The 25159-nt window shown below is 67.0% G+C and carries 26 protein-coding genes; 23 read left to right on the plus strand and 3 right to left on the minus strand.

Going from position 1 to position 25159, the window contains the following annotated elements; genetic code table 11:
* Positions 1–378 precede the first annotated feature (378 nt).
* The 13 genes from secY to eccB all read left to right on the plus strand — a co-directional run bounded on the left by secY (position 379) and on the right by eccB (position 11880).
* Positions 379–1707, plus strand: coding sequence for a preprotein translocase subunit SecY (secY, locus tag CUREI_RS01675; protein ID WP_038609702.1), 1329 nt, complete (start codon positions 379–381; stop codon positions 1705–1707).
* Positions 1707–2252 carry an adenylate kinase gene (locus tag CUREI_RS01680; RefSeq protein WP_038609705.1) on the plus strand — a complete coding sequence of 182 codons (546 nt, stop codon included), beginning with the start codon at positions 1707–1709 and terminating at the stop codon, positions 2250–2252. The genes secY and CUREI_RS01680 overlap by 1 nt, the downstream gene beginning before the upstream one ends.
* Positions 2253–2333: 81 nt before the next feature.
* Entirely contained in the window at positions 2334–3125 is a 792-nt protein-coding gene (map, locus tag CUREI_RS01685; RefSeq protein WP_038609708.1) for a type I methionyl aminopeptidase, read from the plus strand.
* Positions 3126–3176: 51 nt separating this feature from the next.
* Complete coding sequence (locus CUREI_RS01690; protein WP_038609711.1) at positions 3177–3944, plus strand: L,D-transpeptidase; 768 nt, start codon at positions 3177–3179, stop codon at positions 3942–3944.
* A gap of 164 nt (positions 3945–4108) precedes the next feature.
* Positions 4109–4327, plus strand: a complete 219-nt coding sequence (gene infA, locus CUREI_RS01695) for a translation initiation factor IF-1 (protein ID WP_019193979.1) — start codon at positions 4109–4111, stop codon at positions 4325–4327.
* 175 nt (positions 4328–4502) lie between these two features.
* Complete coding sequence (gene rpsM, locus CUREI_RS01700) at positions 4503–4871, plus strand: 30S ribosomal protein S13 (protein ID WP_038613680.1); 369 nt, start codon at positions 4503–4505, stop codon at positions 4869–4871.
* 3 nt (positions 4872–4874) lie between these two features.
* A complete protein-coding gene (gene rpsK / locus CUREI_RS01705) occupies positions 4875–5276 on the plus strand; it encodes a 30S ribosomal protein S11 (protein WP_038609718.1) in 402 nt (133 codons plus the stop codon).
* A gap of 27 nt (positions 5277–5303) precedes the next feature.
* On the plus strand, positions 5304–5909 hold the full coding sequence (gene rpsD / locus CUREI_RS01710) for a 30S ribosomal protein S4 (protein ID WP_038609721.1): 606 nt from the start codon (positions 5304–5306) through the stop codon (positions 5907–5909).
* A 114-nt stretch (positions 5910–6023) separates the two neighbouring features.
* Entirely contained in the window at positions 6024–7037 is a 1014-nt protein-coding gene (locus CUREI_RS01715) for a DNA-directed RNA polymerase subunit alpha (RefSeq protein WP_038609724.1), read from the plus strand.
* Positions 7038–7083: 46 nt separating this feature from the next.
* Positions 7084–7572, plus strand: coding sequence for a 50S ribosomal protein L17 (rplQ, locus tag CUREI_RS01720; protein WP_038609727.1), 489 nt, complete (start codon positions 7084–7086; stop codon positions 7570–7572).
* A gap of 101 nt (positions 7573–7673) precedes the next feature.
* A complete protein-coding gene (gene truA, locus CUREI_RS01725; RefSeq protein ID WP_051952124.1) occupies positions 7674–8504 on the plus strand; it encodes a tRNA pseudouridine(38-40) synthase TruA in 831 nt (276 codons plus the stop codon).
* A 33-nt stretch (positions 8505–8537) separates the two neighbouring features.
* Positions 8538–10628: a DUF6541 family protein gene (locus CUREI_RS01730; protein WP_038609733.1), complete on the plus strand. Its 2091-nt coding sequence runs from the start codon at positions 8538–8540 to the stop codon at positions 10626–10628.
* A gap of 37 nt (positions 10629–10665) precedes the next feature.
* Positions 10666–11880, plus strand: coding sequence for a type VII secretion protein EccB (eccB, locus tag CUREI_RS01735; RefSeq protein ID WP_038609736.1), 1215 nt, complete (start codon positions 10666–10668; stop codon positions 11878–11880).
* On the opposite strand, the gene CUREI_RS01740 is transcribed toward eccB, so the two are convergent.
* Together CUREI_RS01740 and eccD are read right to left on the minus strand one after the other, a co-directional pair.
* Entirely contained in the window at positions 11816–12952 is a 1137-nt protein-coding gene (locus CUREI_RS01740; RefSeq protein ID WP_051952125.1) for a S8 family serine peptidase, read from the minus strand. The genes eccB and CUREI_RS01740 overlap by 65 nt on opposite strands.
* Before the next feature lie 2 nt (positions 12953–12954).
* The gene (eccD, locus tag CUREI_RS01745; RefSeq protein ID WP_158407440.1) at positions 12955–14259 is read right to left on the minus strand and encodes a type VII secretion integral membrane protein EccD; all 1305 of its coding nucleotides are present in this window, start codon (positions 14257–14259) and stop codon (positions 12955–12957) included.
* A gap of 127 nt (positions 14260–14386) precedes the next feature.
* Here eccD and eccCb point away from each other — a divergent pair, with 127 nt between their 5' ends.
* From eccCb to rpsI, 6 genes are all read left to right on the plus strand, one after another.
* Positions 14387–17797 carry a type VII secretion protein EccCb gene (gene eccCb, locus CUREI_RS01750; protein WP_038609741.1) on the plus strand — a complete coding sequence of 1137 codons (3411 nt, stop codon included), beginning with the start codon at positions 14387–14389 and terminating at the stop codon, positions 17795–17797.
* Positions 17794–18711 (plus strand): type VII secretion-associated protein, encoded by a 918-nt coding sequence (locus CUREI_RS01755; protein WP_038609744.1) that lies wholly within the window; start codon positions 17794–17796, stop codon positions 18709–18711. Before eccCb ends, CUREI_RS01755 begins: the two co-directional genes overlap by 4 nt.
* A 102-nt stretch (positions 18712–18813) precedes the next feature.
* Complete coding sequence (locus tag CUREI_RS01760) at positions 18814–19125, plus strand: WXG100 family type VII secretion target (protein WP_038609747.1); 312 nt, start codon at positions 18814–18816, stop codon at positions 19123–19125.
* Between the two features lie 9 nt (positions 19126–19134).
* Positions 19135–19419: a WXG100 family type VII secretion target gene (locus CUREI_RS01765; protein WP_038609748.1), complete on the plus strand. Its 285-nt coding sequence runs from the start codon at positions 19135–19137 to the stop codon at positions 19417–19419.
* A gap of 288 nt (positions 19420–19707) precedes the next feature.
* Complete coding sequence (gene rplM, locus CUREI_RS01770; protein WP_038609751.1) at positions 19708–20151, plus strand: 50S ribosomal protein L13; 444 nt, start codon at positions 19708–19710, stop codon at positions 20149–20151.
* Positions 20151–20696 carry a 30S ribosomal protein S9 gene (gene rpsI, locus CUREI_RS01775; RefSeq protein ID WP_038609754.1) on the plus strand — a complete coding sequence of 182 codons (546 nt, stop codon included), beginning with the start codon at positions 20151–20153 and terminating at the stop codon, positions 20694–20696. Before rplM ends, rpsI begins: the two co-directional genes overlap by 1 nt.
* Positions 20697–20744: 48 nt before the next feature.
* On the opposite strand, the gene CUREI_RS01780 is transcribed toward rpsI, so the two are convergent.
* Positions 20745–21821 (minus strand): HNH endonuclease signature motif containing protein, encoded by a 1077-nt coding sequence (locus CUREI_RS01780; RefSeq protein ID WP_051952126.1) that lies wholly within the window; start codon positions 21819–21821, stop codon positions 20745–20747.
* A gap of 152 nt (positions 21822–21973) precedes the next feature.
* On the opposite strand from CUREI_RS01780, the gene glmM reads away from it, so the two are divergent.
* The 4 genes from glmM to CUREI_RS01800 all read left to right on the plus strand — a co-directional run bounded on the left by glmM (position 21974) and on the right by CUREI_RS01800 (position 25152).
* Complete coding sequence (gene glmM / locus CUREI_RS01785; RefSeq protein ID WP_038609756.1) at positions 21974–23317, plus strand: phosphoglucosamine mutase; 1344 nt, start codon at positions 21974–21976, stop codon at positions 23315–23317.
* A 106-nt stretch (positions 23318–23423) separates the two neighbouring features.
* Positions 23424–23747, plus strand: coding sequence for a hypothetical protein (locus CUREI_RS01790; protein ID WP_038609759.1), 324 nt, complete (start codon positions 23424–23426; stop codon positions 23745–23747).
* Positions 23747–24871, plus strand: coding sequence for a hypothetical protein (locus CUREI_RS12530; RefSeq protein ID WP_051952127.1), 1125 nt, complete (start codon positions 23747–23749; stop codon positions 24869–24871). Before CUREI_RS01790 ends, CUREI_RS12530 begins: the two co-directional genes overlap by 1 nt.
* A gap of 2 nt (positions 24872–24873) precedes the next feature.
* Positions 24874–25152, plus strand: a complete 279-nt coding sequence (locus CUREI_RS01800) for a hypothetical protein (RefSeq protein ID WP_038609763.1) — start codon at positions 24874–24876, stop codon at positions 25150–25152.
* The last annotated feature ends 7 nt before the right edge of the window (positions 25153–25159 follow it).

Genomic DNA, 25159 nt, shown 5'->3' on the forward strand with positions numbered 1-25159 from the left:
GGACGCTGACCCGGAGGCATAAGCGACACGTTTTACCTCGAACCCCCGCTTTGGACGTCCGACGTCCAAAGCGGGGGTTTGTCGTTGGTGGGGTGCGCTTTCAGAGTGGCGTGCGGGCAGGCCTTGACAGATTCCGCCCGCGGGCGTTATCGCAGCGCCGGGTCCCTCGCGGGAAACATTGGACAAGCCACACGCTGCATTGGCGAATCCTGTGAGAGAGGTTGGAGCCCGACCTGCGGTATTAACTTCCGGCGGGGGCTGCTAGGGTAGTGGGGTCAAAAGACGGCCCCGCCGGTTTCGTATGCCCAAAGAAGCAGGCGCGAGCAGTCGAATGTCCGCTACCTCCCGCTAATGGCACGGCGGGGGCCAGGAGGCTTTGTGTCCGCTATTGCTCAGGCGTTCAAGGACCCTGATCTTCGGAAGAAGATTCTGATCACCCTTGCGCTGATGTTTCTGTACCGCGTCGGCTGCCAGATCCCTACTCCGGGCGTGGATTACGCGCTGATCTCTTCCCGCCTAGAGGAGATCTCGCGCGGCGACCAGGCAACGATGTTCTCCATCATCGGCCTGTTCTCGGGTGGTGCACTCCTGCAGCTGTCCATCTTCGCCATCGGTATCATGCCCTACATCACGGCCTCCATCATTGTGCAGCTGCTCACCGTGGTCATCCCGAAGTTCGAGGAGCTGAAGAAGGAAGGCCAGTCCGGGCAGGCGAAGATGACGCAGTACACGCGTTACCTCACCGTCGCGCTGGCACTGCTGCAATCGGCCGGCATCGTGGCGCTGGCGGATCGTGAGCAACTGCTGGGCCAGGGCATGCCGGTCCTGGTGGAAGACCGCAACGTGTGGACGCTGCTCATGATGATCATCGTGATGACCTCGGGTGCCGTGCTCATTATGTGGCTCGGCGAGATCATCACCGAGAAGGGCGTGGGCAACGGCATGTCGCTGCTCATCTTCGCGGGCATCGCCACCCAGATCCCGTCAGAAGGCGCCTTCATCCTGCAGAATTCTGGCGGGGTAACCCTCGCCCTCGTGATTCTTGCGCTGGTGGTGCTAGTCATCGGCATCGTCTTCATCGAGCAGGGCCAGCGCCGCATCCCGGTGCAGTACGCAAAGCGCATGGTCGGCCGCCGCCAGTACGGCGGGTCCTCCACCTACCTGCCGCTGAAGGTGAACCAGGCGGGCGTGATCCCGGTGATCTTCGCATCCTCCCTGATGTACGTTCCTGTGCTGATCACTCAGATCATCACCATGAACAACCCCACTCCGCCGGATAACTGGTGGATGAACCACGTCATGGCGTGGCTGCAGAACCCGGGTTCGTGGCAGTACATCTTGACCTACGTGGTGCTGATCATCTTCTTCTCCTACTTCTACGTATCCATCCAGTACGACCCGGTGGACCAGGCGGAGAACATGAAGAAGTTCGGCGGCTTCATCCCCGGCATCCGCCCGGGCCGCCCCACGGCGGAGTACCTGGCGTTTGTCATGAACCGTCTGCTGTTCGTCGGCGCCATCTACCTCGCGCTGATCGCCGTGCTGCCGAACCTGGCCATGGATGCCGGCATCACCGGATCCGGCCAAATGGGCATGAGCGCGTTCGGCGGTACCGCGATCCTGATTATGGTGTCCGTGGCCCTCACCACGGTCAAGCAAATTGAATCCCAGCTCCTGCAATCTAACTACGAAGGACTTCTGCGATAATGCGTCTCGTTCTCCTCGGCCCTCCCGGCGCCGGCAAAGGCACCCAAGCCGCAATTCTCTCCGAAAAGCTCGGCGTCCCCCACATCTCCACGGGCGACTTGTTCCGCGCCAACATCGGCGAGGGCACCCCGCTCGGCGTTGAGGCCAAGAGCTACATCGATGCCGGCAAGCTCGTGCCCACCGACGTGACCGCCCGCATGGTGGAGGATCGCCTCAACCAGGACGACGCCGAGAACGGCTTTTTGCTGGACGGTTTTCCGCGCACGGTCGAGCAGGCTGAGTTCCTCACCGAGCTCCTGGCAAAGCGCGGCGAAAAGCTCGACGGCGTCCTCAACTTCGTGGTAGACGAGGACGTGGTGATCGAGCGCATGCTCGCCCGCGGCCGTGCCGACGACAACGAGGAGACCATCCGCACCCGCCTCGGCGTGTACCGCGACGAGACGGCGCCGTTGATCGAGCACTACGGCGACCAGATCATCTCCATTGACGCCGTCGGCGACGTGGACGACATCAACCAGCGTGCTCTGGAGGCGCTGGGCAAGTAGCCCAATGAAGCAGAAGGGCCGGTGTCATTGCGCACCGGCCTTTCGCATTGCGCTTATCGACGAACCGAAGGAGAGCACCTTATGGCTTTTAGAAAACGCAAAATAGCCGCAAAGACCCCCGCCGAGCTCGACGCGATGGAGGCCGCGGGCCGGATCGTCGGCATCGCCTTGCAAGAGGTTCGCGCCGCGGCCGCGCCTGGGGTCACCACCAAGGAGCTGGACGAGGTTGCGGAGGCGGTCATTCGCGACCACGGGGCGGTGCCCACGTTTCTCGGCTACAACGGCTTCACCGGGTCTATCTGCGCCTCGGTGAACGAGGTGGTGGTGCACGGGATTCCGAGCGCGAGCGTTGTTCTGAAAGAGGGCGACCTGGTCTCCATCGACTGCGGCGCGACCTTGGACGGCTGGGTAGGCGACAGCGCGTGGTCGTTCGGCATCGGCGAGCTAGCGGCCGATGTGGATTCTCTGAACCGCGCCACGGAGTGGGTGCTGGCGGAGGGGCTCAAGGCCATGGTTCCGGGTAACAAGCTCACCGATGTTTCCCACGCGCTCGAGCAAGCGACGTATGCGGCGGAGGACCGGTTCGGCGTCGCACTCGGCATTGTCGACGGCTACGGCGGCCACGGAATCGGCCACACCATGCACGAAGATCCGTACTTGGCCAACGAGGGTAAACCCCACCGGGGGCCGGTGATTCAAGAGGGGTCGGTGCTCGCGATCGAGCCCATGCTGATTCTGGGTGGGGAAGTAGACACCGAGGTGCTCGGGGACGAGTGGACCGTCGTGTCCATCGACGGCGCGCCTGCAGCGCACTGGGAGCACACCGTCGCCGCCACTGCGGGCGGCCCGCGAATTCTCACGCCCCGCGTGTAGCTACCTGGCGCGTCGCGGGGCGTTTCCTGAAAGGCGGGTTATAATTCGGGCATGTCGTACCGCCCCCGTCACGCGAAGCAGTCGCCCTTGAAGCGGCGTGCAACCACCTTTGCCGCAGGCCTCGGCGTTGTAGCCTCCCTGGCTACCCCGGCCCCGGCTCATGCGGCTCCGGTCCAGGGACCGATCGCCGCGCCGAGCTTGGACACGATCTCGCAGCAGGCGAACGCCATGCTCGCCGACCTGGACAAGACTGCACGCAACACCGCATGGGACATCCGTAACAGTCTGCGCCAGCAGGCGAATAGTCTGGCGGCTATTCACCCGGACCTGCCCGCGCAGGCGAAGACGATCATCGACAACACTGTCGAGACGTTCTTCCCCGGCCTGATCGCAGAGAAGACCCCAAAGCCAAAGCCGGCTCCGAGGCCCGCGCCCGCTCCGGCGCCGAACCCCCGCGGGAACTTCGACTACGGCCCTTGCCCGGCAGACGCGAAGGCCTGCGTCGACATCGATGGCCGCCGGTCCTGGCTGCAAGACAATGGCCGCATGTACTACCAGGCCGGTCTGATCGGCCCGGGCAAGCCCGGACACGAGACTCCGCGAGGCACCTTCTACGTCAACCGCAAGGTCAAGGACGAAATCTCCTGGGAGTTCGGTAACGCTCCAATGCCGTACGCCACCTACTTCACGTACAACGGCATCGCGTTCCACCAGGGCGACCCCAACATCCTCTCCCACGGCTGCGTCCGTATGTACCGCGGCGACGCCGAGCGTTACTTCAGTGACCTGCAAATCGGCGACAAAGTCTACGTGTACTAAACAGCCGCGGTCCCGCCCCAGCGTGCGCTGGGGCCTTTTGCGTTTTCGCAGGTAAACGGCTAACGTTGCCCTTTGGTGTTTGCGCAGACACGCGCATGCGCCATCTGTACCGGTAAAAACGTCTGCTGCCTGCACTTTTTCAGGCGGCGTAGGAAGTGGAGTGTATGGCGAAAGAAGGCGCAATCGAGGTTGAGGGCCGCATTGTCGAGCCCTTGAAGAACGCGATGTTCCGGGTCGAACTGGACAACGGGCACGAGGTTCTCGCCCACATCAGTGGCAAGATGCGCCAGCACTACATCCGCATTCTCCCGGAGGACCGAGTTGTGGTGGAGCTTTCCCCCTACGACTTGGACCGTGGGCGTATCACCTACCGCTACAAGTAAAGCATTTCAGCCTTCTCACCCAGACCCGCGTGAAAGCGGGTCGTGCACCTCTGGCCACGGTGGCCGGAGCCGCGCGTAATCTCAGCCCACTCTCCGGCACGGCCCGGACAAAGTGCTGTTTGGCGTGGACGGGTGGGGAGAAAACCACCGTAACAACCCGAAAGGCACGTACCTCATGGCACGTCTAGCTGGTGTGGATCTCCCGCGCAACAAGCGCATGGAGATCGCACTGACCTACATTTACGGCATCGGTGCAACCCGATCCAAGGAACTGCTCGAGAAGACGGGTATTTCTCCGGACCTGCGCACGGATGATCTCTCCGACGATCAGCTCGCCGCTCTGCGCGACGCTATCGAGTCCTCCTACACCGTCGAGGGCGATCTGCGCCGCGAGGTGCAGGCTGACATCCGTCGCAAGATTGAAATCGGCTCCTACCAGGGCATGCGCCACCGTCGTGGCCTGCCCGTTCGCGGACAGCGCACCAAGACCAACGCGCGCACCCGCAAGGGCCCGAAGAAGACCATCGCAGGAAAGAAGAAGTAACCTATGGCTCCTCAGACTCGTTCCGGTGCGCGTCGCGGACGCCGCACCGTCAAGAAGAACGTGGCCGCAGGCCACGCGTACATCAAGTCCACCTTCAACAACACCATCGTGTCCATCACGGACCCGCAGGGCAACGTGATTTCCTGGGCGTCCTCCGGTCACGTCGGTTTCAAGGGCTCCCGTAAGTCCACCCCGTTCGCCGCGCAGATGGCTGCAGAGAACGCCGCCCGCAAGGCGATGGATCACGGCATGAAGAAGGTTGACGTGTTCGTCAAGGGTCCGGGCTCCGGCCGCGAGACCGCAATCCGTTCGCTCCAGGCTGCCGGCCTGGAGGTGTCCTCGATCTCCGACGTGACGCCGCAGCCGTTCAACGGCTGCCGTCCGCCGAAGCGTCGTCGCGTTTAAGGCTGAAAGGAAAAGAGGTAAAGAGACATGGCTCGTTACACCGGCCCTGCTACCCGTAAGTCCCGTCGCCTCCGCGTCGACCTCGTCGGCGGCGACATGTCCTTCGAGCGTCGCCCCTACCCCCCGGGGCAGGCTGGCCGCGCCCGCATCAAGGAGTCCGAGTACCTGCTCCAGCTGCAGGAGAAGCAGAAGGCCCGCTTCACCTACGGCGTGATGGAGAAGCAGTTCCGCCGCTACTACGAAGAGGCGAACCGTCGTCAGGGTAAGACCGGCGACAACCTGCTGATCCTGCTGGAGTCCCGTCTGGACAACGTCATCTACCGCGCCGGCCTGGCCAAGACCCGCCGCCAGGCGCGTCAGCTGGTTTCCCACGGCCACTTCACGGTGAACGGCAAGAAGATCGACGTCCCGTCCTTCGCCGTGACGCAGTACGACATCATCGACGTCCGTGACAAGTCCCGCAGCATGCTGTGGTTCGAAGAGGCTCAGGACAGCCTGCTCGACGCCGTTGTTCCGGCGTGGCTGCAGGTCGTTCCGGACACCCTGCGCATTCTCGTGCACCAGCTGCCCGAGCGCGCTCAGATCGACGTGCCGCTGCAGGAGCAGCTCATCGTCGAGCTCTACTCGAAGTAAACTTTCCGTTTGCTTCACCCCGCGCACCGGTGGACGACGTCGACCGGGCACGGAATCTTCCGCACATCCATTCCTACCGGCTTCAAATAGCGGGAGCCGACAAAGGAGAAGTTCATGCTCATCTCTCAGCGTCCTGAATTGACCGAGGAGTACATCGACACCAACCGCTCGAAGTTCGTCATCGAGCCGCTCGAGCCTGGTTTCGGCTACACCCTGGGCAACTCGCTTCGCCGCACGCTGCTGTCGTCCATCCCGGGCGCAGCCGTGACCTCCATCAAGATCGACGGTGTGCTCCACGAGTTCACCACGATCAACGGTGTGAAGGAGAACGTCTCGGAGATCATCCTCAACATCAAGGACCTGGTGCTGTCTTCCGACTCGGACGAGCCGGTTGTCATGCAGCTCGCCGTTGAGGGGCCCGGCGACGTCACCGCGGGCGACATCGAGGCGCCGGCCGGTGTGGAGATCCACAACCCGGATCTGCACATTGCGTCGCTGAACGAGCAGGCTCGCCTCGAGATGGAGCTCGTCGTCGAGCGCGGCCGCGGCTACGTCCCGGCCATGCCCAACTCCGGCGGAGAGGCCGGCCGCATTCCGGTCGACCAGATTTACTCTCCGGTCACCCGCGTCGCCTACAAGGTTGAGGCGACCCGTGTTGAGCAGCGCACCGACTTTGACAAGCTCATCATCGATGTGGAGACCAAGAACTCCATGACCGCACGTGACGCCCTCGCGTCTGCCGGATCCACCCTCGTGGAGCTCTTCGGCTTGGCGCGCGAGCTGAACACCGCGGCCGAGGGCATTGAGATTGGCCCGTCGGAGCAGGAGACCGAGTACATCGCCGCGTATTCCACGCCGATTGAGGAGCTGAACTTCTCCGTGCGCTCCTACAACTGTCTGAAGCGCCAGGACATCCACACCGTCGGTGAGCTCGCAGAGTGCACCGAGAGCGACCTGCTGGATATCCGCAACTTCGGCCAGAAGTCCATCAACGAGGTCAAGATCAAGCTCGCAAGCTTGGGCCTGACCCTGAAGGATGCTCCGGAAGATTTTGACCCGACCCAGATCGAAGGCTACGACGCCGAGACCGGGGACTATGTCGACACCAGCGCGGACGAGACCGAGTAACACAACAGAGCACGCGCTCAACTAACCGCACACGAGGAGTACGAAAATGCCTACCCCGAAGAAGGGCGCCCGTCTCGGAGGCTCGGCCAGCCACCAGAAGCACATTCTGTCCAACCTGGCCCAGGCCCTGTTCGAGCACGGCGCAATCAAGACGACGGACGCGAAAGCACGCCAGCTGCGTCCGTACGCTGAGAAGCTGATCACCAAGGCGAAGAAGGGCACCGTGGCCGACCGCCGCGCCGTGCTCGCCGAGCTGCCGAACAAGGCGGTTGTGACCTACCTGTTCAACGAGCTCGCACCGAAGTTCGCCAACCGCGACGGCGGCTACACCCGCTCCATCAAGCTGGAGAACCGCCCGGGCGACAACGCTCCGATGACCCAGATCTCTCTGGTGCTCGAAGAGACCGTGTCCTCCGAGGCCACCCGCGCAGCCCGCGCCGCCGCCTCCCGCCAGGCTGAGGCAGAGGCTCCGGCCACTGCCGAGGAGACCACTGAGGTCACCGAGTCAACCGAGGCTCCGGCCGAGGACAAGTAGCACCCGCTACACATCCGGTCCAGCGCCCGGTCGCACTGCACACGCAGTGCGACCGGGCGCTTTGCCGTTGTGCTTCTGGTGCGGCGATACAATGCCTCACCATGGACGACACGCTGCGCCTGCGCCTCGACATCGCCTACGATGGCACCGATTTTCACGGCTGGGCGCGGCAAAAGGGGAATCTGCGCACCGTCCAGCAGACGATCGAGGACGTCCTGTCCCTTGTTCTTCGCACCGAGGTGCAGCTCACCGTCGCCGGGCGCACGGACGCTGGCGTGCACGCTTCGGGGCAGGTGGCCCACGCTGACATTCCGGCCGCGTCGCTGGACCAGCGCTCGATTGAGGGCGATCCTGGGCGCCTGGTGCGTCGTTTAGCAAAGTTGCTGGACGAGGATGTCCGCGTTTTCGGGGTCTCGCGTGCCCCGGAGGGCTTCGACGCGCGCTTCTCAGCGCTCACCCGCACGTACGTCTACCGCGTCACCACGCACCCCGCGGGCGCCGCGCCCTCCCGCGTCAGGGACACCGCCGTGTGGCCGAAGCCGGTGGACCTGCACGCGGTTCAAGCATGCGCGGACGCGCTGGTGGGGTTGCACGACTTCGCCGCCTTCTGTCGTCCGAAACCGCACGCGACCACGATCCGGGACGTGCACAGTTTCACGTGGTCTGAGGTGGAGCCCATGGTCTACGAGGCGCGCATCACCGCCGACGCGTTCTGTTGGAACATGGTGCGCGCGCTCGTGGCTACCTGCCTCACGGTGGGCGAGGGCCGGCGCGGACCACAGTGGCCCGAGGAGCTTCTGCTTCTCGACGCCCGCTCCGCCGAAGTCCCGCTCGCTCCCGCCCGCGGCCTGACGTTGGTGGGAGTGCGTTACCCGGAAAACCGGGACTTGGCGGCGCGAGCCGAAGCGACCAGAGCCCGCCGCGAGATGTAGCATGCTTGGGTTAAATCCGAACAGGGAGGTGCCGTGACAACAGCCGTAGCAGCATGGTTCGCCGTTGTGTTCTTCGCGCTTCCCGGGTTTGTGGTGTCGTTGATTTCAGGGATGAAGGCCCCGGCTGCCGCGGTGGCAGCGATTCCCGTCACCTTCGGGCTGATCGGCATGTCGTCGTGGTTCTGGGGCCTGACCCGCGCGCCCTTCAATCTATGGACGTTCGGTGTCAGCGTCGTGTTAGCGCTCGCCATAGCAGCAGCGTGGCGTTACGCCCTGAGGCGACGGTCGCACCTTGGTAGCACGACCAGCGGGCGCAAGCGAAGCATCGCGGACCTGTACTGGGTGATCCCCGCAGTGGGCATCGGGGGCAGCGCATATATGGCGGCGGGCGACAAGTTGCGCTGGCTGGAGCGGTTGCCCAACGGCACGTACAACATCGTGCAGGGATGGGACGTGCAGTGGCACGCGAACCTGGTCCGCTTCATCATGGACGAGGGCGTCGCGTCCGCCACTCGGATGGGTGAGCTACAAAACGTCGAATCCAGGATCGACCTGTTTTACCCCTCGGCGTTCCACGCGGGCATCGCGTTGTTCGCCGAGGCGGCGGGGCTTGATCCCATCCCCGCGCTGAACATCGCCGCCGCGGTGCTGCCGGCGGTGGCGCTGCCGCTCACGCTCGCGTGCCTGGTGTTCGCGTTCCTGCGCTCCGTGGGGTTGACCGCACAGATCGGCGCCGCCTTGGCCGCGCTGATGGGGTACGCCGCTCCGCAGCTGCTGTGGGTCCCGGACTACGTGGGCATGTGGCCCTACCTGTTCGCCGTCACGCTGACGGGGGCGGTGACGTGGTTGCTTATCACCGTGCCGCGGCGCCGGGCCAGCGCGCTGCCCGTCGCATTGGCGTTCGTGTCTATCCTGTGCGTCCACCCGTCTGCCGTGACCATCGTGATGTTGGCGGTGGCGCTGTACTGGCTGACGTCTACCCTGGTCGCTCCGGAACGCTCGCGGCTGGCAGACACCCTCTGGATCGCTCTGCCCGCTGTTGCCGGCGTGGCCATGTTCCTGCCGCAGGTTCTGGCGGGCACGGCGCAAGCGGAGGAGGTCGCATCGTGGCGCCCCAAGGAGCAACTCGGCGCGGGCGGCGCGTGGGGTACGGCGTTTCGCATGGAAACGCGCCACGTGATCCAGTTCTTCCCGGACTACGACCCGACGGTGCTGCTGTGGTTGGCCGGCGCCGGCGCCCTGGTGTGCCTTTTGTGGCGCAGGCAGGTGTGGCCCGCGCTCTTTTACGCGGTGTCCCTGGCCGTCACTGTGAACGCGCTCGAACCGTTCGACAACACCTGGGGCCACGTGCTGGATTACGTGGGTAACCTGCACTACAGCACCGGCCACCGTCTCATCATGCCGGTGGCTATGGCGGTGACCGCTGGGGCCGCCATTGCGGTTGCTGCGGGGATTCGGTTGGTGGCGGCAGCGCCCGTCGCTAAGCGGTACGCGAAGGGGGAGCGGGTCTCGGCCGTTGCCTCCATCGTTGTCGCCGGTGTCGTCGTCGCCGCCGTCATCCCGATGATGCGGCACCAGAGTGAAGGCGGCGCCGAAGCGGCCTACTCCGCGGCCCGCGACGATGACCGCATGGTGAGCGCGGACGATCTCCAGGCCTACGACTGGCTGGCGACCCAGCCTACGGCGTGGGAGGGGCTGACGGCGGGCGATACAGCAGACGGGTACTCCTGGATGTACGCCTACAACGGTGTGCCCACGCTCAACCGCCACTACCTGTGGCCCAGGGGCGGGCGCGGCTCGAACACCGACATCCTGAACTGGAACGCCGACTTCATCGGCGAGGGCGAGCACAACCCGGTGGACGAGGCGGTGGACAACCTCGACATCAAGTTCTTCCTGCTCAGCCCCGAGCCCTTCTGGGGCCACCAGTACCCGCGGTACGAAATGTTGCGCGACTTCTGGGTCTCCGAGGGTGTCACCCCCGTCTACCGCAAGGGCGACACGGTGGTGTTCGCGGTGAACAGCCAGTTCAGCGAGGAGGAGCTGGAAGCGATGGTCGAGGACGGCCAGGAGCACGGCTCCGACGAGCTGTTTGCGCTCGCGGAGGTTGGGGCAACGCAGTAGGCTTTCCGCCAGGTGTTCTCGGGGGAGGGGAATTATCATGGCGAAGCTGTTGCCAACCACGCGTGCCCAAGTATCAGGCCACCAGTTCATGCGCCGCCGTATGGAGCACGGCCTGATCTTCGGCGATGTCCGCATGATTCATGACCCGCTGGCGTCGCGGCGCCGCGCAACCATTTTCGGCACCGCCGCGGCGGCGATGATCGCGGGCGTGATGGGATTGTTCGCCTGGATGCGGCCGGACGCGGACCCTGGCGACGCGCCGATTGTCCGCGCCGCCGACGGGACGCTGTACGTGCGCGTCGGCGAGGCGGCGCACCCGGTGACCAACCTGGCGTCCGCGCGCCTCATCGCGGGCTCTCCCGCCGAGCCCGCCCGCATCGGCGACGCGCACCTCGCCGCACTGCCGCGCGGCGTGCCGGTGGGCATCGTCGCGGCCCCGGGCATGTTCGCGCCCGAGGACGCTGCGCCAGCTAGCTGGTCGGTTTGTGGCGTGGACACCATCACCGTCATCGCAGGGGAGGCTCCGCAGCCCATGCCTGCCGACGTCGCGGCGTTGGCCGCCGACGGCTCCCGCGAATGGCTGGTCACCGCGGAGGGTCGCCGACTGCTGCCGGACGCCGACGCGCCGGAGGGCCGCGCCATGCGCCGCGCGCTGGGAATTACCCCGGACACCCCGCGGTGGACCCCGCCGACGCAGGTCATCAGCGCGCTCGCGGAGCTGCCGCCGGCTGGGATTCCAAGCCCGCTGCCGGATGTCATCGACGACGACGGGCGGTCCTGGGCCCTGGCTAACGGCCGAATCCAGCCGATCACGGCGACGCAGCGCGAGATGCTGCTCGACGCCGGTGCGAAAGCCACCGCCGCAGCCCGGGCGGATGTAGCACAGTACCCGGACGCGGAGGAAGAGCTGCGACTGCCGCGCGAGCGACCCACGTGGGTGGAGCCAGACCGCGTCTGCGTGAATCAGGACCGGGGCGGGGCATTTATGCAGGAGGTGCCCGCAGGCATCGAGCTGTCCGGGACGTCCGTGGCCACGCACTTTGCGGGTCTGCGCGACGGCTCCGTCGGCGTGGACTCGGGCCACGGCTACCACGTCGTTTCCGCGAGCGGTCTGCGGCACAGCGCCCCCGATGCGGCCGCGTTGGACACGGTCGGGGCGAACCACGTGGAGCAGGTGCCGTGGGAAATTATCGCCCTGCTGCCCGAGGGCGCGGAGCTGACTCGCGACGCGGCGCTGACAGCGACCTACTGAGGCCCGCGCGAAGCGAAACCACCGCCGCGACGAGCGCCATCGCGCCGCCGATGAGCAACGCGAGCCGCGACACGGCGGGGTTGCCCTCGCGGTCCACCGCCCGCACTTGCAGCGCCGGGCGCTCGGCCACTTCTTGCGGGGGCAGTTGCGTCAACGCGCCTAGCGGGTCGACGGCCCCGCCGCCGGGCTGGGCGGATGCGGTAATTAGCGCGCGGACATGCGCAGGGCTGATGCCGGGATAGCGCGACTGCAGCAACGCCGCGGTGCCGCTGACCACCGGGGCGGCAAAGCTCGTGCCGGCGTACGGGCGCACGCCGTCGTTCGCCAGCGTGCCTTCGGCCCACCCGCCCGACGCGAGCGCGGCCGGCACCAACCCCGGCGCGGAAAGCTCCGCCGGTAGGGAGTATTCGGCGATCGAGTGGTCGTCCGCACGGGCAGCAACGGCAAGCACGGTGGGGAAGCGGGCCGGGAAGACGTCGAAGCCGGGTTCGCAGTCGGGGCCGGTGTTGCCGGCGGCGGCCACCACCACCGCGCCTTGCGCCTCGGCGCGCTCGAGGGCGGCGGTGATGCCGGAGGCGTCGATACGCGAGGCGAATTCGGGCTCCAAGCAGGACACGACAGAGATGTTGAGCACGCTCGCGCCCTCGTCGAGCGCGTTGTGCATGGCCTCCGTGAGCGTCTGCAGGTTCCCGGCGTCCGTGTCCTGGCCCCGGGTGTGCGCGGAGGTTTGCCGGATGGAGACGATCTCCGCCTCGGGCGCGATGCCGAGCGTGCGTCCGGCAATGATGCCGGCGACCGCGGTGCCGTGGTTGTCGCAGTCCTGCAGGGCGTCGTCGGCCACGAAGTCCCGGCCCGGGCGCAGGTGCGCGATGTCCGGGTGCGGCGCCACCCCGGTGTCGATGACGGCGACGCGCACGCCTTCGCCCGTGGCAAAGCGGCGCAGGCGCGTGAGGTCCGCGTCCGTCGCAGGTGCCTCCACGCGCGCGGGCACCGCGCACGCGACCTCTTGGGCGTGGGCGGGTGACGGGGTGAGCGACAGCGCGAGCAGAGCGGCGACGGGCAACCAGCGCATCGCTAGATCCCCCGGATCATGTCGAACAGCCCGGTCAGGTGCACCGCCAGCGGAATGACGGCGATGGTGGCGGCGATCTCTGCACGTTCGAACCACACCACGGTGGTCGGCTCCAGGTCGGCCACCCGCGGCGCCCAGATTACGGTTGTCATGGCCGCCAGCGCTGCCAGACACGCGAGCGCGATGCACGCGGGGTGGCCGACCTGGGCGGCAGCCGCGGCGGCTGCCACCACCGCCGCGAGTGCGACCGCCGTCAGGCACAGCCGCGGCCCAGCCCAGTGGTGGCGCGAGGCGTAGACCACGAGCGCGCCCGCCACACCCAGACACAGCGCACACGCCCAGACACCGCCCGCACGGCCCACCCAGAGCACGGCCGGAACACAGCAGGTGGCGATAGCCGCGGAGAGGGCGGAGGCGATCGCGGTGGCTGTCGTGCTTCGTGCATCGACGTCGTCCTGGTACGCGTCGGAGCGGTCGAACTCCTCGCCGGCGGTGGGCACGCGCGGGACCGTCAGTCCCGCCGCGCGGGTGGCCACCCCTGGCGTCGCCATCACGGCGAGCACCCCGGCCAGCAGCGTCAAGGCCGGCGGAGCCAGCGGCCCAGGCAGCCACAGACCGAGCGCGCCGACGGCGACGAGCGCGCACGTCGCGGCAATGTAGGCCACGAGTGCGTGCCCCGCCAGGTGCAGCGCTGCGCCCACGCCAACCGCGACTACGGCGCTCAGCGCGGCCGCGAGTGCGCCCAGCCCGGCACTCTCGGTGCCCTGGCCGGCGCCTGCGACCCACAATCCCGCGCAGAGACTGGCAAGCACCGGCACCGCCGCAAACGCCGGGCGCGACCTACCCGCAGAGGCGACCACCAACGCGAGCAGCGCTGCCGCGCCGAGTGCCGCGTGCCACGGCAGGTAGGCCCGGGCCACGAGCACTGCCGCAGCCAGCCCGGCGAACGTGGCGGCCGCGTCCAATCCGCGCACCTGTCGCGCCGCCTCCGCTGCGCCGGAGAGCGCATCGGCAGCGTCGCGCACCACGGGCGGCGGTGTCGGCTCTTCGGGGTGGAGGGCGACGGAAGCGCCGTCGTGAAGCTTGAGCGCATATAGCGGCGTGTGCATGTCCAGCGGCGCGCCGCCTGCGGTGGTGGCCTGCCACGGGCGGTGCACCTCAGGCAGCTCCACTAGGCGGGCGAGCTCCGGCAGCACTTCTGCCAGCGTGGACGATGTGGGCAGCGTGACGTCGATGTCGCGATGAAACGCGACGACAGACACGCGGACAGTGACACGCACAACGTGGTGCGCCGAAGTAGCAACCAACGAAATTCTCCCCCGAGATTCAGGCGCGGCCCCCATTCGCCGCGCAGCGGGAAACAGTATGGCTTACAATCCGCAGCACGTCCACAGTTCGGGGGAACCGTGGCGACAACACCAGGGGGGAACTCTTTTGCTTGGCCTCGACTACGACCAGGTGCTCGCGCCAACCGTCGGTGCGCCCGATATCGCGCCGCCGCCCAGCGGCACACTGCGCGCGGAGTCCGTGCCCGCCGCGCAGAAACAGCACGCGCAGCCGCTGCTGAAGATCCTGCTGCCGGTGGTGATGGTGGTCGCGCTGGGCGCGGTGATGGTGCTGATGGCCATGTCCGGCCGCGCCGTGAGCCCGATGATGCTCATCTTCCCGCTGATGATGCTGTTCGGGCTCGCCGGCATGATCGCCCCGCAGGAGAAACAGGGCGACATCGACGAAACGCGCCGGGTCTACCTGCGCCACCTCGACGCGCTGGCGAAGACCGCCCGCGCCAACGCCGCCAAGCAGCGCGCGCACGCCACCACGTTGCACCCCGCGCCGGGCGAGCTCGTCGCCGCAGTGCCGGTGGAACGCGTGTGGGAGCGTGCCGGCGCCCCCACCGTGCGCCTCGGCACCGGCGCGGGCGCGCTGTGCACGCCGGTGGACGTGGAAGACCCCGGCAGCCCAGAGGACCTGGACCCGGTGTGCGCGGTCAGCCTGCGCCGCACCGTCGCGGCGGTGAGCACCGTGCCCGGCATGCCCATGCTGGTGCAGCTCGACGCGTTTGCCGCCATCACGCTGGCGGGCCCGACCGCGCGGGAGGTGGCGCGCTCGATCGTATGCCAGCTGGCGTTTTTCTACGGGCCGGAGCAGGTGCATATCGACGCGCCGTTTACGTGGGCGAAATGGCTGCCGCACTCACGCTCCGAGGGCGCGTTTCGCATCACGATTCTCGACGACCAAAGGTCCCCCGCGCCAACCGACGCCGACTGCGTGGTGACGATCCCCGACGACCCGGAATGCTTCGTGGATCCGGACGCGTTCCACATCATCTGCACCGACGTGCTGGAGGCGGCCACAGCGCAGGGCGTGGAAACTCTCGGCGTGCCGGACCCGTTCACGGATGCGGAGGCGGAGTTCGTCGCTAGACACCTGGGCTTCTACCGCCGCCCGGAGGGGGCGACGGAGGCCGGCGGGGACTTCATGTCGATGCTCGGTGTGCCGGACGTGGATGCGCTGGATGCCCGCACGATGTGGCCTGGGGTGCGCAACAAGCTCACTGTGCCCATTGGTGCAGCCCCCGACGGGCAGCCGGTGTATCTGGACTTAAAGGAAGCGGCCCTCGGCGGCATGGGCCCGCACGGTCTGTGCATCGGTGCGACCGGCAGCGGAAAGTCGGAGCTGCTGAAGACTCTGGTGGTGGCGCTGGCGGTGACGCACTCACCGGAGGAGCTGAACTTCGTGCTGGTTGATTTCAAGGGCGGTGCGACTTTCCTCGGCTGCGAGTCGCTGCCGCATACGGCCGCGGTGATCACCAACCTCGAAGACGAGGCGGTGCTGGTGGAGCGCATGTACGATGCCATCTCCGGCGAGATGCACCGCCGCCAGGAGCTGTTGCGTAAGGCGGGCAACTTCGCCAACATCACGGACTACACTAGGGCGGGGCATGTGCTGCCGTCACTGGTCATCGTCGTCGACGAGTTCACGGAGCTGCTCACCCAGCACCCGCACTTCGCCGATCTGTTCGTGACGGTGGGGCGCCTCGGCCGCTCGCTTGGGGTGCACCTGCTGCTGGCCTCCCAGCGCCTCGAGGAGGGCAAGCTGCGCGGGCTGGATTCCCACCTGTCCTACCGCATCGGTTTGAAAACGTTTTCTGCCGGCGAGTCACGCCAGGTTCTGGGGGTGCCGGACGCCTACGAGCTCCCCGGGGAGCCTGGCTCTGGCTACCTCAAGGCAGGGATGGACCTGGTTCGCTTCCGCGCCGCCTACGTCTCCGGCCCGCTGACCCGCACCGTGATCGCGCACCACCCAGACCAGCACGTCCGGCTGTTCACCGGCAACGAGATCGAGCCCGTTCCCACCGCGTATGTGGAGGAGGACCGCTCCACCACATTGCTGGATGCGGTGGTGGCCAAGGCGGCGGACGTGGCGAGCGAGCTCGGCATGCGCGCCCACCAGGTGTGGTTGCCGCCGCTGCCCGAGCGGATCCCGCTGTCGCAGATGGAAGGCACGCTCGGTCTCATCGACGAGCCGTACAAACAGCGCCAGACCCCCTTCCACCTGGACCTCAACTTGGCGGGCGGGCACGTTGCCATCGCGGGCGGGCCGCAGACCGGCAAGACCATGGCGGTGCGCGGGATTGTGGCCACCCAGCTGCGCGCAGGCCTGGCCGTCTACATCATCGGTGAGCTGGCGGAGCTCGAATCCCTGCCGCACGTCGCCGGCGTGGCCAGCATGAAAGACGCGGAGCGCACGCGCAGGGTGATCGACGAGGTCACCTCGCTACTCGACGCCCCGCGCCCGGCCATGCTGGTCATCGATGGCTGGCACTCCCTCGACGACGACCTGCGCGAACCGCTCGCCCGCATCGCCTCCGAAGGCCCGGACGCCGGCATCCACCTCGTGGTGACCACCCAGCGGTGGAGCGCGATCCGCCCCAACGTGCGCGACCTCATCGGCACGCGCCTAGAGCTGCGGCTCACCGAGCCGATGGATTCGCTCATCGACCGCAAACAGCAGGAGAAGCTGCCCGCCATTCCCGGCCGCGGCCTAACCCCGGACGGCAAGGTCGTGCAGCTGGTCTACACCAGCGGCGAGGACATCGCCCACCTCGCCGCCCACACCGACCAAGAGCCGGTGCCGCGGTTGCGGGTGCTGCCGGAGGCCGTCGATACGCGCTCGCTTCTCGACGGCCAAAGGATCCCCCTCGGCATCGGCGGACCCAACCTCGAACCGGTGTACGCCTCCGGCCACGTGCTGGCCATCGGCGCCGGCGGGTGCGGCAAATCCACCTTCATCGCCAGCACCATCGCGGCGGTGGAGCACATGGGCCGCGAGCAGGCGAGGATGGTGGTGCTTGACCCCCGCCGCGCCCACCTGGGCCGGGCCCGCGAAGAAATGGTCGCTGCCTACGCGGCGTCTGCGAGCGCCATCGCCCAGGCAGCGCAATCGCTTGCCGTCACGCTGCAGTCGCGCCTGCCGGGGGCCGAGGTGACGCCGCAGCAGCTACGCGAGCGCTCCTGGTGGGAGGGCCCCGAGCTCTACCTGCTCATCGACGACTACGAGCTCGTGGGCGAGGAAGTGTTGCGCCCCCTCGTCGAACTGCTCCCGCACGCCCGCGACGTCGGCCTGCACGTCGTTGCCGCCCGCAAGTTCGGCGGAATCTCGCGCGCCCTGTTCGGCCCCTTCCTCACCGGCCTGAAAGACGTGCACCCGGACGTGCTGGTCATGGACGGCACCCGCGACGAAGGCGCCATCTTCGGCGTGCGCCCGAGCCCCCAGCAGCCCGGCCGCGCCACGTGGGTCCGCGGCGAGCCGCGCGGCACCGTCCAGATGCCGGAGGCGTCATGACCGACCTGCGCATCACCGCCACCGACGCGTCCACTGTGATTACCGGCGCGACCAACGTCCACCGCTTCGACGCGCCGACCAGCCGCGAGATCGCCGCCACCGTGCGCAACGCCCTCGGCCCCCATCCCGCGGGAGCGCAGGTGCACATCGCCGCGGACCCGCAGCGCCTGCGCGAACTCGCGCACGCCCTTGCGGACTACGACATCGACCTCACCACAGAGACCCTCGAGCCACTTGCCGAGCGCAAGCATGACGAAGCGCCGACGGACTCCTTCCGCGCGGTCCCTTCCGAACCCGACGGACGCTCGGGCGTGTGGATTGTCGCCGCCGTCGTCGCCGTTGTGGCCCTCGTGTGCGCAGGCGTGATCTGGTTACTCACGCGCGGGGAAGCGGCGGAACCAGCGCCGCCGCCTGTTCCTGCGGCGGAATCAGAAACGCCCCCTGCTCCGGCGACGGAGGAGGAACCGGAAGCGCGGGAGACGGAACGGGCGTCGGTAAGCGAAAGCCCCACGGTGCGCCTCGAGCAGGACGGCTTGAGCGTGCAGCTGCCCGCCGGGTTCGGCCTCGAAGCAGACGACGGCATGTGGCGCGCCACCGGCGACGACCCCGACTTCCGCCTGCAGATCGCCGTGGAGCACCTCTACCAGCTGCCCGCGCAGACCATGGCGGAGCAGCTGCTCGCCGACATCGAAGCCGACCCCGAGGTGGAACTGGTGGACACCGACGGGGTGGCCGTGACCTACCTCGAGCGCGCAGCTGATGGCTCGCAAGCGCTGTGGCGCACGTGGCCGGACGGGGCGGTGCAACTCTTTGTCGGGTGCCACACGCGCTTGGAGCCCACTGTGGTGCAGCGCGCCACCTGTCGCATGGCGATGGAATCCGCCGCGTATCAGGGGGCTGACGTGGGGCCGTAGAAAAGTTTTGCCATCCATGGAACCGAACGGGTCACACGTCAGTCAGATATACGGACAGCACACCGAGTTGTCCGTCCCAACACACCACGAGGGGGAAAAACTATGGAGCAGTTCGCAACCGAAGCCGAGGTCATGCGCGCCGCTGCCGACCGCACCGACGACACCAACGCGGACGTCAACCGCGAGATCGACCGCATCCAGCAGGTCGCCGAAGCCACCCGCAGCTACTGGGTGGGCAACGCCCAGCGCAGCTTCGACGACCTGATGGCGCGCTACGACGACGCCCAGCGCCGGCTGTCGGAGGCGCTGAGCGCGATCGCCGTGAACATCCGCGACAACGCCAAGCACTACGAGACCACCGACGCCACCAACACGGACAGCCTCCGCCAGCTCGCCGGCGGCCTGGCACTCTAAGGAGAAACCATGCAGATCAAGTACGACTTCGCTCAGATCGCCGGCGCCGCCGATGACATGCGGGCATCCGCGTCGCGCATCAACGGCGACCTGGCAGAGCTCAAGCAGATGCTCCAGCCCATGGCGCAGACCTGGGAGGGCACCGCGGCCGCGGCCTACCAGGCGCACCAGGCCAAGTGGGACCAGGCGGCGGAGGATCTCAACCAGATCCTCACCCAGATCGCGCAAACCGTTGAGGACGGCAACTCCACCATGCTGGCCGTCAACAACGCCGCTGCGAACAGCTGGGGCTAAACGCCACACGACGAGCGCCGCGGGGTGCAGGGGCCGTTTTCATCGGGGGACGGGCTCGGCCACGCAGCCGGCGGTGCAACACAACGGGGGACGGGGGACGCGCCGCCGCAGGTGATGGGGGATCACCTGCGGCGGCGCTTTTGTGTTTTCGGGAGCGGGTGCCGTAGGGTTAACGGCCTGTGTGTCCCGCAGGATGCGCTTTTCGGGTCTCCACCGGCCGCCGTAAAGCGCAAAGGGGCAGGCGAGGTTTGGCCGGCAGCCATCTAGACAGACTTTAAGGAGTCATGCATGTCTACTTACCACCCGAAGAGCGGTGACATCACCCGTAAGTGGTACGTCATCGACGCGACCGACGTGGTGCTGGGCAAGCTTGCTTCCACCGTCGCAGACATCCTGCGCGGGAAGCACAAGCCGCAGTACGCGCCGAACGTCGACACCGGCGACCACGTCATCGTGATCAACGCCGACAAGGTCCACATCTCCTCCAACAAGCGCGAGCGTGAGATGCGCTACCGCCACTCCGGTTACCCGGGTGGTCTGAAGTCCATGACCCTGGGCCGCGCGCTGGACGAGCGTCCGGACCGCGTGATCGAGGAAGCTGTCAAGGGCATGATGCCGCACAACAAGCTTTCCCGTCAGTCCATCAAGAAGCTGCACGTCTTCGTCGGTGCCGAGCACCCGTACGCTGGCCAGCAGCCGGAAACCTACGAGTTTAAGCAGGTGGCACAGTAATGACCGAGCCGAACAACTTCGACAACACTACTGAGGGCCTGGGCACCGACGTCGACGCCGCAACCGCCGCGACCGAGGAGTTCAACTACACCATCGGCGACGCAATCGCCCCCGAGGTCGACGAAACCGAGGAGACCGTCGAGGTCGCCCCTCTGCACGAGGGTCCGATCCAGACCGTTGGCCGCCGTAAGCGCGCCATCGCTCGCGTGACCGTCGTTGAGGGCGAGGGCAAGATCACCGTCAATGGCCGCGAGTTCGAGGACTACTTCCCGAACAAGCTGCACCAGCAGGACATCCTCACCCCGCTGACCCTGCTCGAGCGCGAGGGCCAGTTCGACATCAAGGCCAACATCTCCGGTGGCGGCCCGACCGGCCAGTCCGGTGCTCTGCGCCTGGCTATCGCCCGTGCGCTGAACGTCTACAACCCGGCTGAGCGCCCGACCTTGAAGAAGGCAGGCCTGCTCACCCGTGACGCTCGTGCCGTGGAGCGCAAGAAGGCAGGTCTGCACAAGGCCCGCCGCGCACCGCAGTACTCCAAGCGTTAATCGCGAGCGCGTCTTTCGCCGTCGTCCGTTGCTACGGACGGCGGCGTTTCACGTTTCTGGGCGCGTCCCGAAGAGTTGGTCGAGGGCGCCGCGGTTCGTGTTCTTCACGCGGTGCCCGTGTGGGGATACCCACCAGGGTGCGCCCCTGATCATTTCGATGCGGCCGCGTGTGGTTGTGCGTGGGTCGTCGTCGTCGTTGACGCGGTTGTGGTAGCGGCATAGCGGTGCGAGGTTGTCCATGTTGGTCGCCCCGCCGTGTTTCCAGGGGTGCACGTGGTGCATCTGGCAGCGGTAGGCGCCGTGGCGGCAGCCCGGGAATGCGCACACCGGGGACACCATGGAGGCGAGGTCGCGTTGTTTCTGGTTGGCGAAGCGGTCTGCCCGGTATAGGTTCACCGCCCCGGTTTCTGGGTGGAAGGCGGCGACCTTGAATACGTCGCCGAATTCGGCGGCGAGGTATTCGGCACCGGTCATGGTGGTGCCGTCGGTGAGGGTGAGTATCACGTCGTCGCCGTTACCGGCCACAATGCGCGCGTGTGCGTCGATGGGCACCATCACGATCGGCCGGGGTGCGGCAGCGGCGACGCCGCCGGTGTCACCGCGCACGATGTTCCAGAACGCGGCCTCCATCTGCTCGGCTGCGGGTTTGGCGGGGTCTACCTCTTGTGTGAGGCGGTGTTCTAGGTCGGCGGCGTTGCGGTCAGTGGTGTCGATGGTGATGCGCGCTCGCCCGTTTTTCGGGGCGGAGAAGGCAACCTGCTTCTTTTTCGGGGTGGGCTCGGCGTCGATGAGCTCGCGGGCGGCGTGTTCGATCGCACGGTAGCCGCCGGTGACGCCCAGCAGTGCCAGGCGCAGCCGCCACCGCTCACCGGCGTCCGTGATGCCGTTGATGCGTCGTTCGATCAGGGCGAGCTCGTCGAGCGAGAACCCGCGGGCGTGCTGCGCCGCAAGGGCTTGTTTGCGGGTGAATTTTGTCGCCCCGAAGTAGACGTTGTGCATGCCCGCCCATGCGCGTGCGCGCTGTGGCGCCATGCCGGCGGCCAGCGCGGTGTCGAGGTTGAAGTGCCGCAGCGTCTCTATGGACGTGGTGGTTAGCGCCTCGATGTATGCCTCGAACGGGTTCATGCCAGCCACGCTAAAGCACAGGCGACTCCGCAAGAACCCGCCCTGTGGAATTCGTATTCGAGACCCTGTGGATAACCGACAAAACGCCTGTTCAAAAGGCTAGATGTTGGGTGACGGAACGGGCGTCGATAGGCAAAGGCATAATTGCCCACATGACTCGATTGTTCGGAACTGACGGTGTCCGTGGCCTGGCGAATGAGGCCCTCACCGCATCGCTCGCCCTGAAACTGGGTGCCGCCGCGGCGACGGTGCTGACGAAGGACCGCGGCTCGGCGCGGCGCCGCCCGATTGCGCTGATCGGCCGCGACCCGCGTGTCTCCGGCGAGATGCTCGCTGCGGCGATGGCCGCCGGTATGGCGTCGAAGGGCGTGGACGTGCTGCGCGTCGGTGTCATTCCCACACCTGGCCTGGCGTTTCTCACGGATGATTACGGGGCGGACATCGGTGTGATGATCTCCGCGTCGCACAACCCCATGCCGGACAACGGCATCAAATTCTTCGCTGCCGGCGGCAAGAAACTGCCGGACGCCGTCGAGGACGAGATTGAGCGTGCGATGTCGGCGCTGGAGGAGACCGGGCCCACCGGCACCGCGATCGGCCGCGTGATCGAGGAAGCGTCGGACGCCCAAGAACGCTACCTCGCGCACCTAAAAGAAGCGGTGGGGACCAGCCTGAGCGGCATCAAGGTCGTGGTGGACTGTGCGAACGGCGCCGCCTCTGAGATCGCGCCGAAGGCGTATGCGGCGGCTGGTGCTGAGGTGACCGCGATCCACAACACGCCGAACGCTTACAACATCAACGACGGTTCCGGCTCCACCCACATGGACCAGATCCAGGCGGCGGTGGTCGAGCACGGCGCGGATCTGGGTCTCGCGCACGACGGCGACGCCGACCGCTGCCTGGCGGTGGACGCGCAGGGCAATGTCGTCGACGGTGACCAGATCATGGCCGTCCTCGCCACCGGGATGAAGGAGTCCAACTCCCTGAAGGACAACACTCTGGTCGCAACGGTGATGAGCAACCTCGGCCTGAAGCTCGCCATGCAGCGCGAGGGTATCGCGGTGCGCGAAACCAAGGTGGGCGACCGCTACGTGCTCGAGGAGTTGGGCCGCGGCGACTTCTCGCTCGGCGGCGAACAGTCCGGCCACATCGTGGTGCCTGGCCAGGCCACCACCGGCGACGGGGTGCTCTCCGGGCTCATGCTCATGGAGCGAATGGCGCAAACCGGCAAGAGCCTCGCGGAGCTCGCCAGCGTGATGACGGTGCTGCCGCAGACGCTCATCAACGTCCCGGTGTCCAACAAGACACGCATTTTGGACGACGCCTCCGTCAAGGGCGCCATCGCGGAAGCGGAGGCTGAGCTGGGCGATTCCGGACGCGTGCTGCTTCGCCCCTCCGGTACCGAAGAGCTGTTCCGCGTGATGGTGGAGGCGGCGGAGGAGGAGCAGGCCCGCAAGGTCGCCGGCCGCCTCGCGGCGGTTGTCGCAGCCGTGTAGTTTCGCACGCGGAAAGAAATTTGCCCCGGCAGGGAACCGCCGGGGCTTCGGGGGAGTCTAAGTAAGGGTAAGACAGTTCAACTGCGAGCCTTCCGGGGGTGGGCATATGACACATGCTGGGGCACTGGACATCAACATCGATGCGGTGCGCGAGCGATACTCTGCGGCGATCGACGCGTACCGTGACGCCGCGCTGCATTTGCAGCGGCAGCGGCCCGCTATCGCCGCGTCTGCGTTCGGGGAGGGGTTTGCGCCCGAGGGCCAGCGCGTCGTCGAGGCCCTTGAGGCGCTGCATGAGACGTCGGTGCGGTTCCTTGCGGCGCGCAGGGAGAACTGGCAGCAGGTGCTCATGCTTAGCGACGCCACGGTCGCAACCGACCAGCACACCGCCGACGCCGTGCGGGTCACCGACGGGGTAATGGGCGCATGATGACCGCGGTGAAGGACGACGTGCGGTCCTTAGTGGACGCCGTCGATGTCGCACCAGACGTCGACGCAGGGCAACGTGCCACGGTCCACGGCTTGGCTGGGGAACTGCTGGAGCAAGTCGAGCAAACGGAAGGGCTGGACCTGCAGGCGTTCCTGAGTGTCGGGGCGAGTCTCGCCGCTGGCTGCGAGCGCCCGGAGACACCGGCGCGCAACTGTTCGTGCGACGAGAGCGCCTGGTTCGACGAGGTAGGCATCCTCGAGCGGGAGCGCGACGACGAGACCCGTGAGACCGAGCACTTCGATCGCTCCAGGGAGATTGGCGAAGGCATCGGACGGTGCGGCGAGGCGATCACCACAATCGTTTCCACAGCAGAAACGGCCGTGCGCGAACTGCTCGCGCCGGCAAAGCGGATGTTGGACATCGTGATGAACTGCGGGATCACCCAACTAGTGCAGCAGGCGGTGGACGTGGTGATCGAGGCGCTGCGCTGCGCCGGCGAGACCGCGAGCGACCGCAACTGCGTCATCCGGGAGTGCCTGGGTGAGGTCGCTACCAAGACTGAGGCCGCCGCGGATGCCCGTCCTGTCCCGGCTGTCGAGTTCGGGGCAGCAGGCAGCTCGCCCTGCGACATCGCTACGCGCCCCGCCTCCGCCACCGGGGGATGCGCTAACGCGACTGCAGGGGTGGAGCTCACGCTCGAGGGGACGCTGCGTATCGAGCCGTGTTCCTTCATCGGCACTCTTGGCGCCGCCGGGGCCGCCGCTGCGCTGGGTGCGCTGGAGTGCATCACCGCGGCGCAACAGGAGTGCCCGCCGCCGGAGCCGGCGCCTGAGCCAGCACCAGAACCGGAGCCTGAACCAGCGCCTGAGTGCGAGCCGGAACCAGCGCCCGAAGCGGAACCCGCGCCGCCACCGCCGCCAACTCCGGTGGGTGACGGGGTGATCGCGCCGCCGCCGGAGCTCGCTCAAGTGGAGGAACCCGCGCCGCCTCCGAAGAAGCTGGAGAACCTGGGCACGCTGCCGGCGCAGACGGGCGGGGCAGGCGCTGAGACAGTGCCTGAGACAGTCACCGAGACAAGGGCCGGCGCTGAACCGTGGTCAATGAAGAAAGCAGGGGAGTGGTAGGGATGGATTTCGAAGACTTCGTCGCTCAGTACCAGCGGCGCACTGCCAAGCGCATGGCGGACTTTGAGGCGCTGATGAAAGAGACGCAGCAGAAGATGGAGATGACCGCGAAACACCACGCCCGTGCGCGCGAGACGATGCCGCGCCAGCCGGTAACGGTGCCGCGCGGGGATTACAGCATGCCACGGCCACGCCGCAGCGCGGCCCAAAAATCGCAGAAGCAGCAGATCCAGGCCGTGCTGCGCGCTATCGGGCCGAACGGCGAAAACCCCGTCGCCTAAGCGGGCG

The sequence above is a fragment of the Corynebacterium ureicelerivorans genome (assembly GCF_000747315.1).
GTDB classification, from domain to species: Bacteria; Actinomycetota; Actinomycetes; order Mycobacteriales; family Mycobacteriaceae; genus Corynebacterium; species Corynebacterium mucifaciens.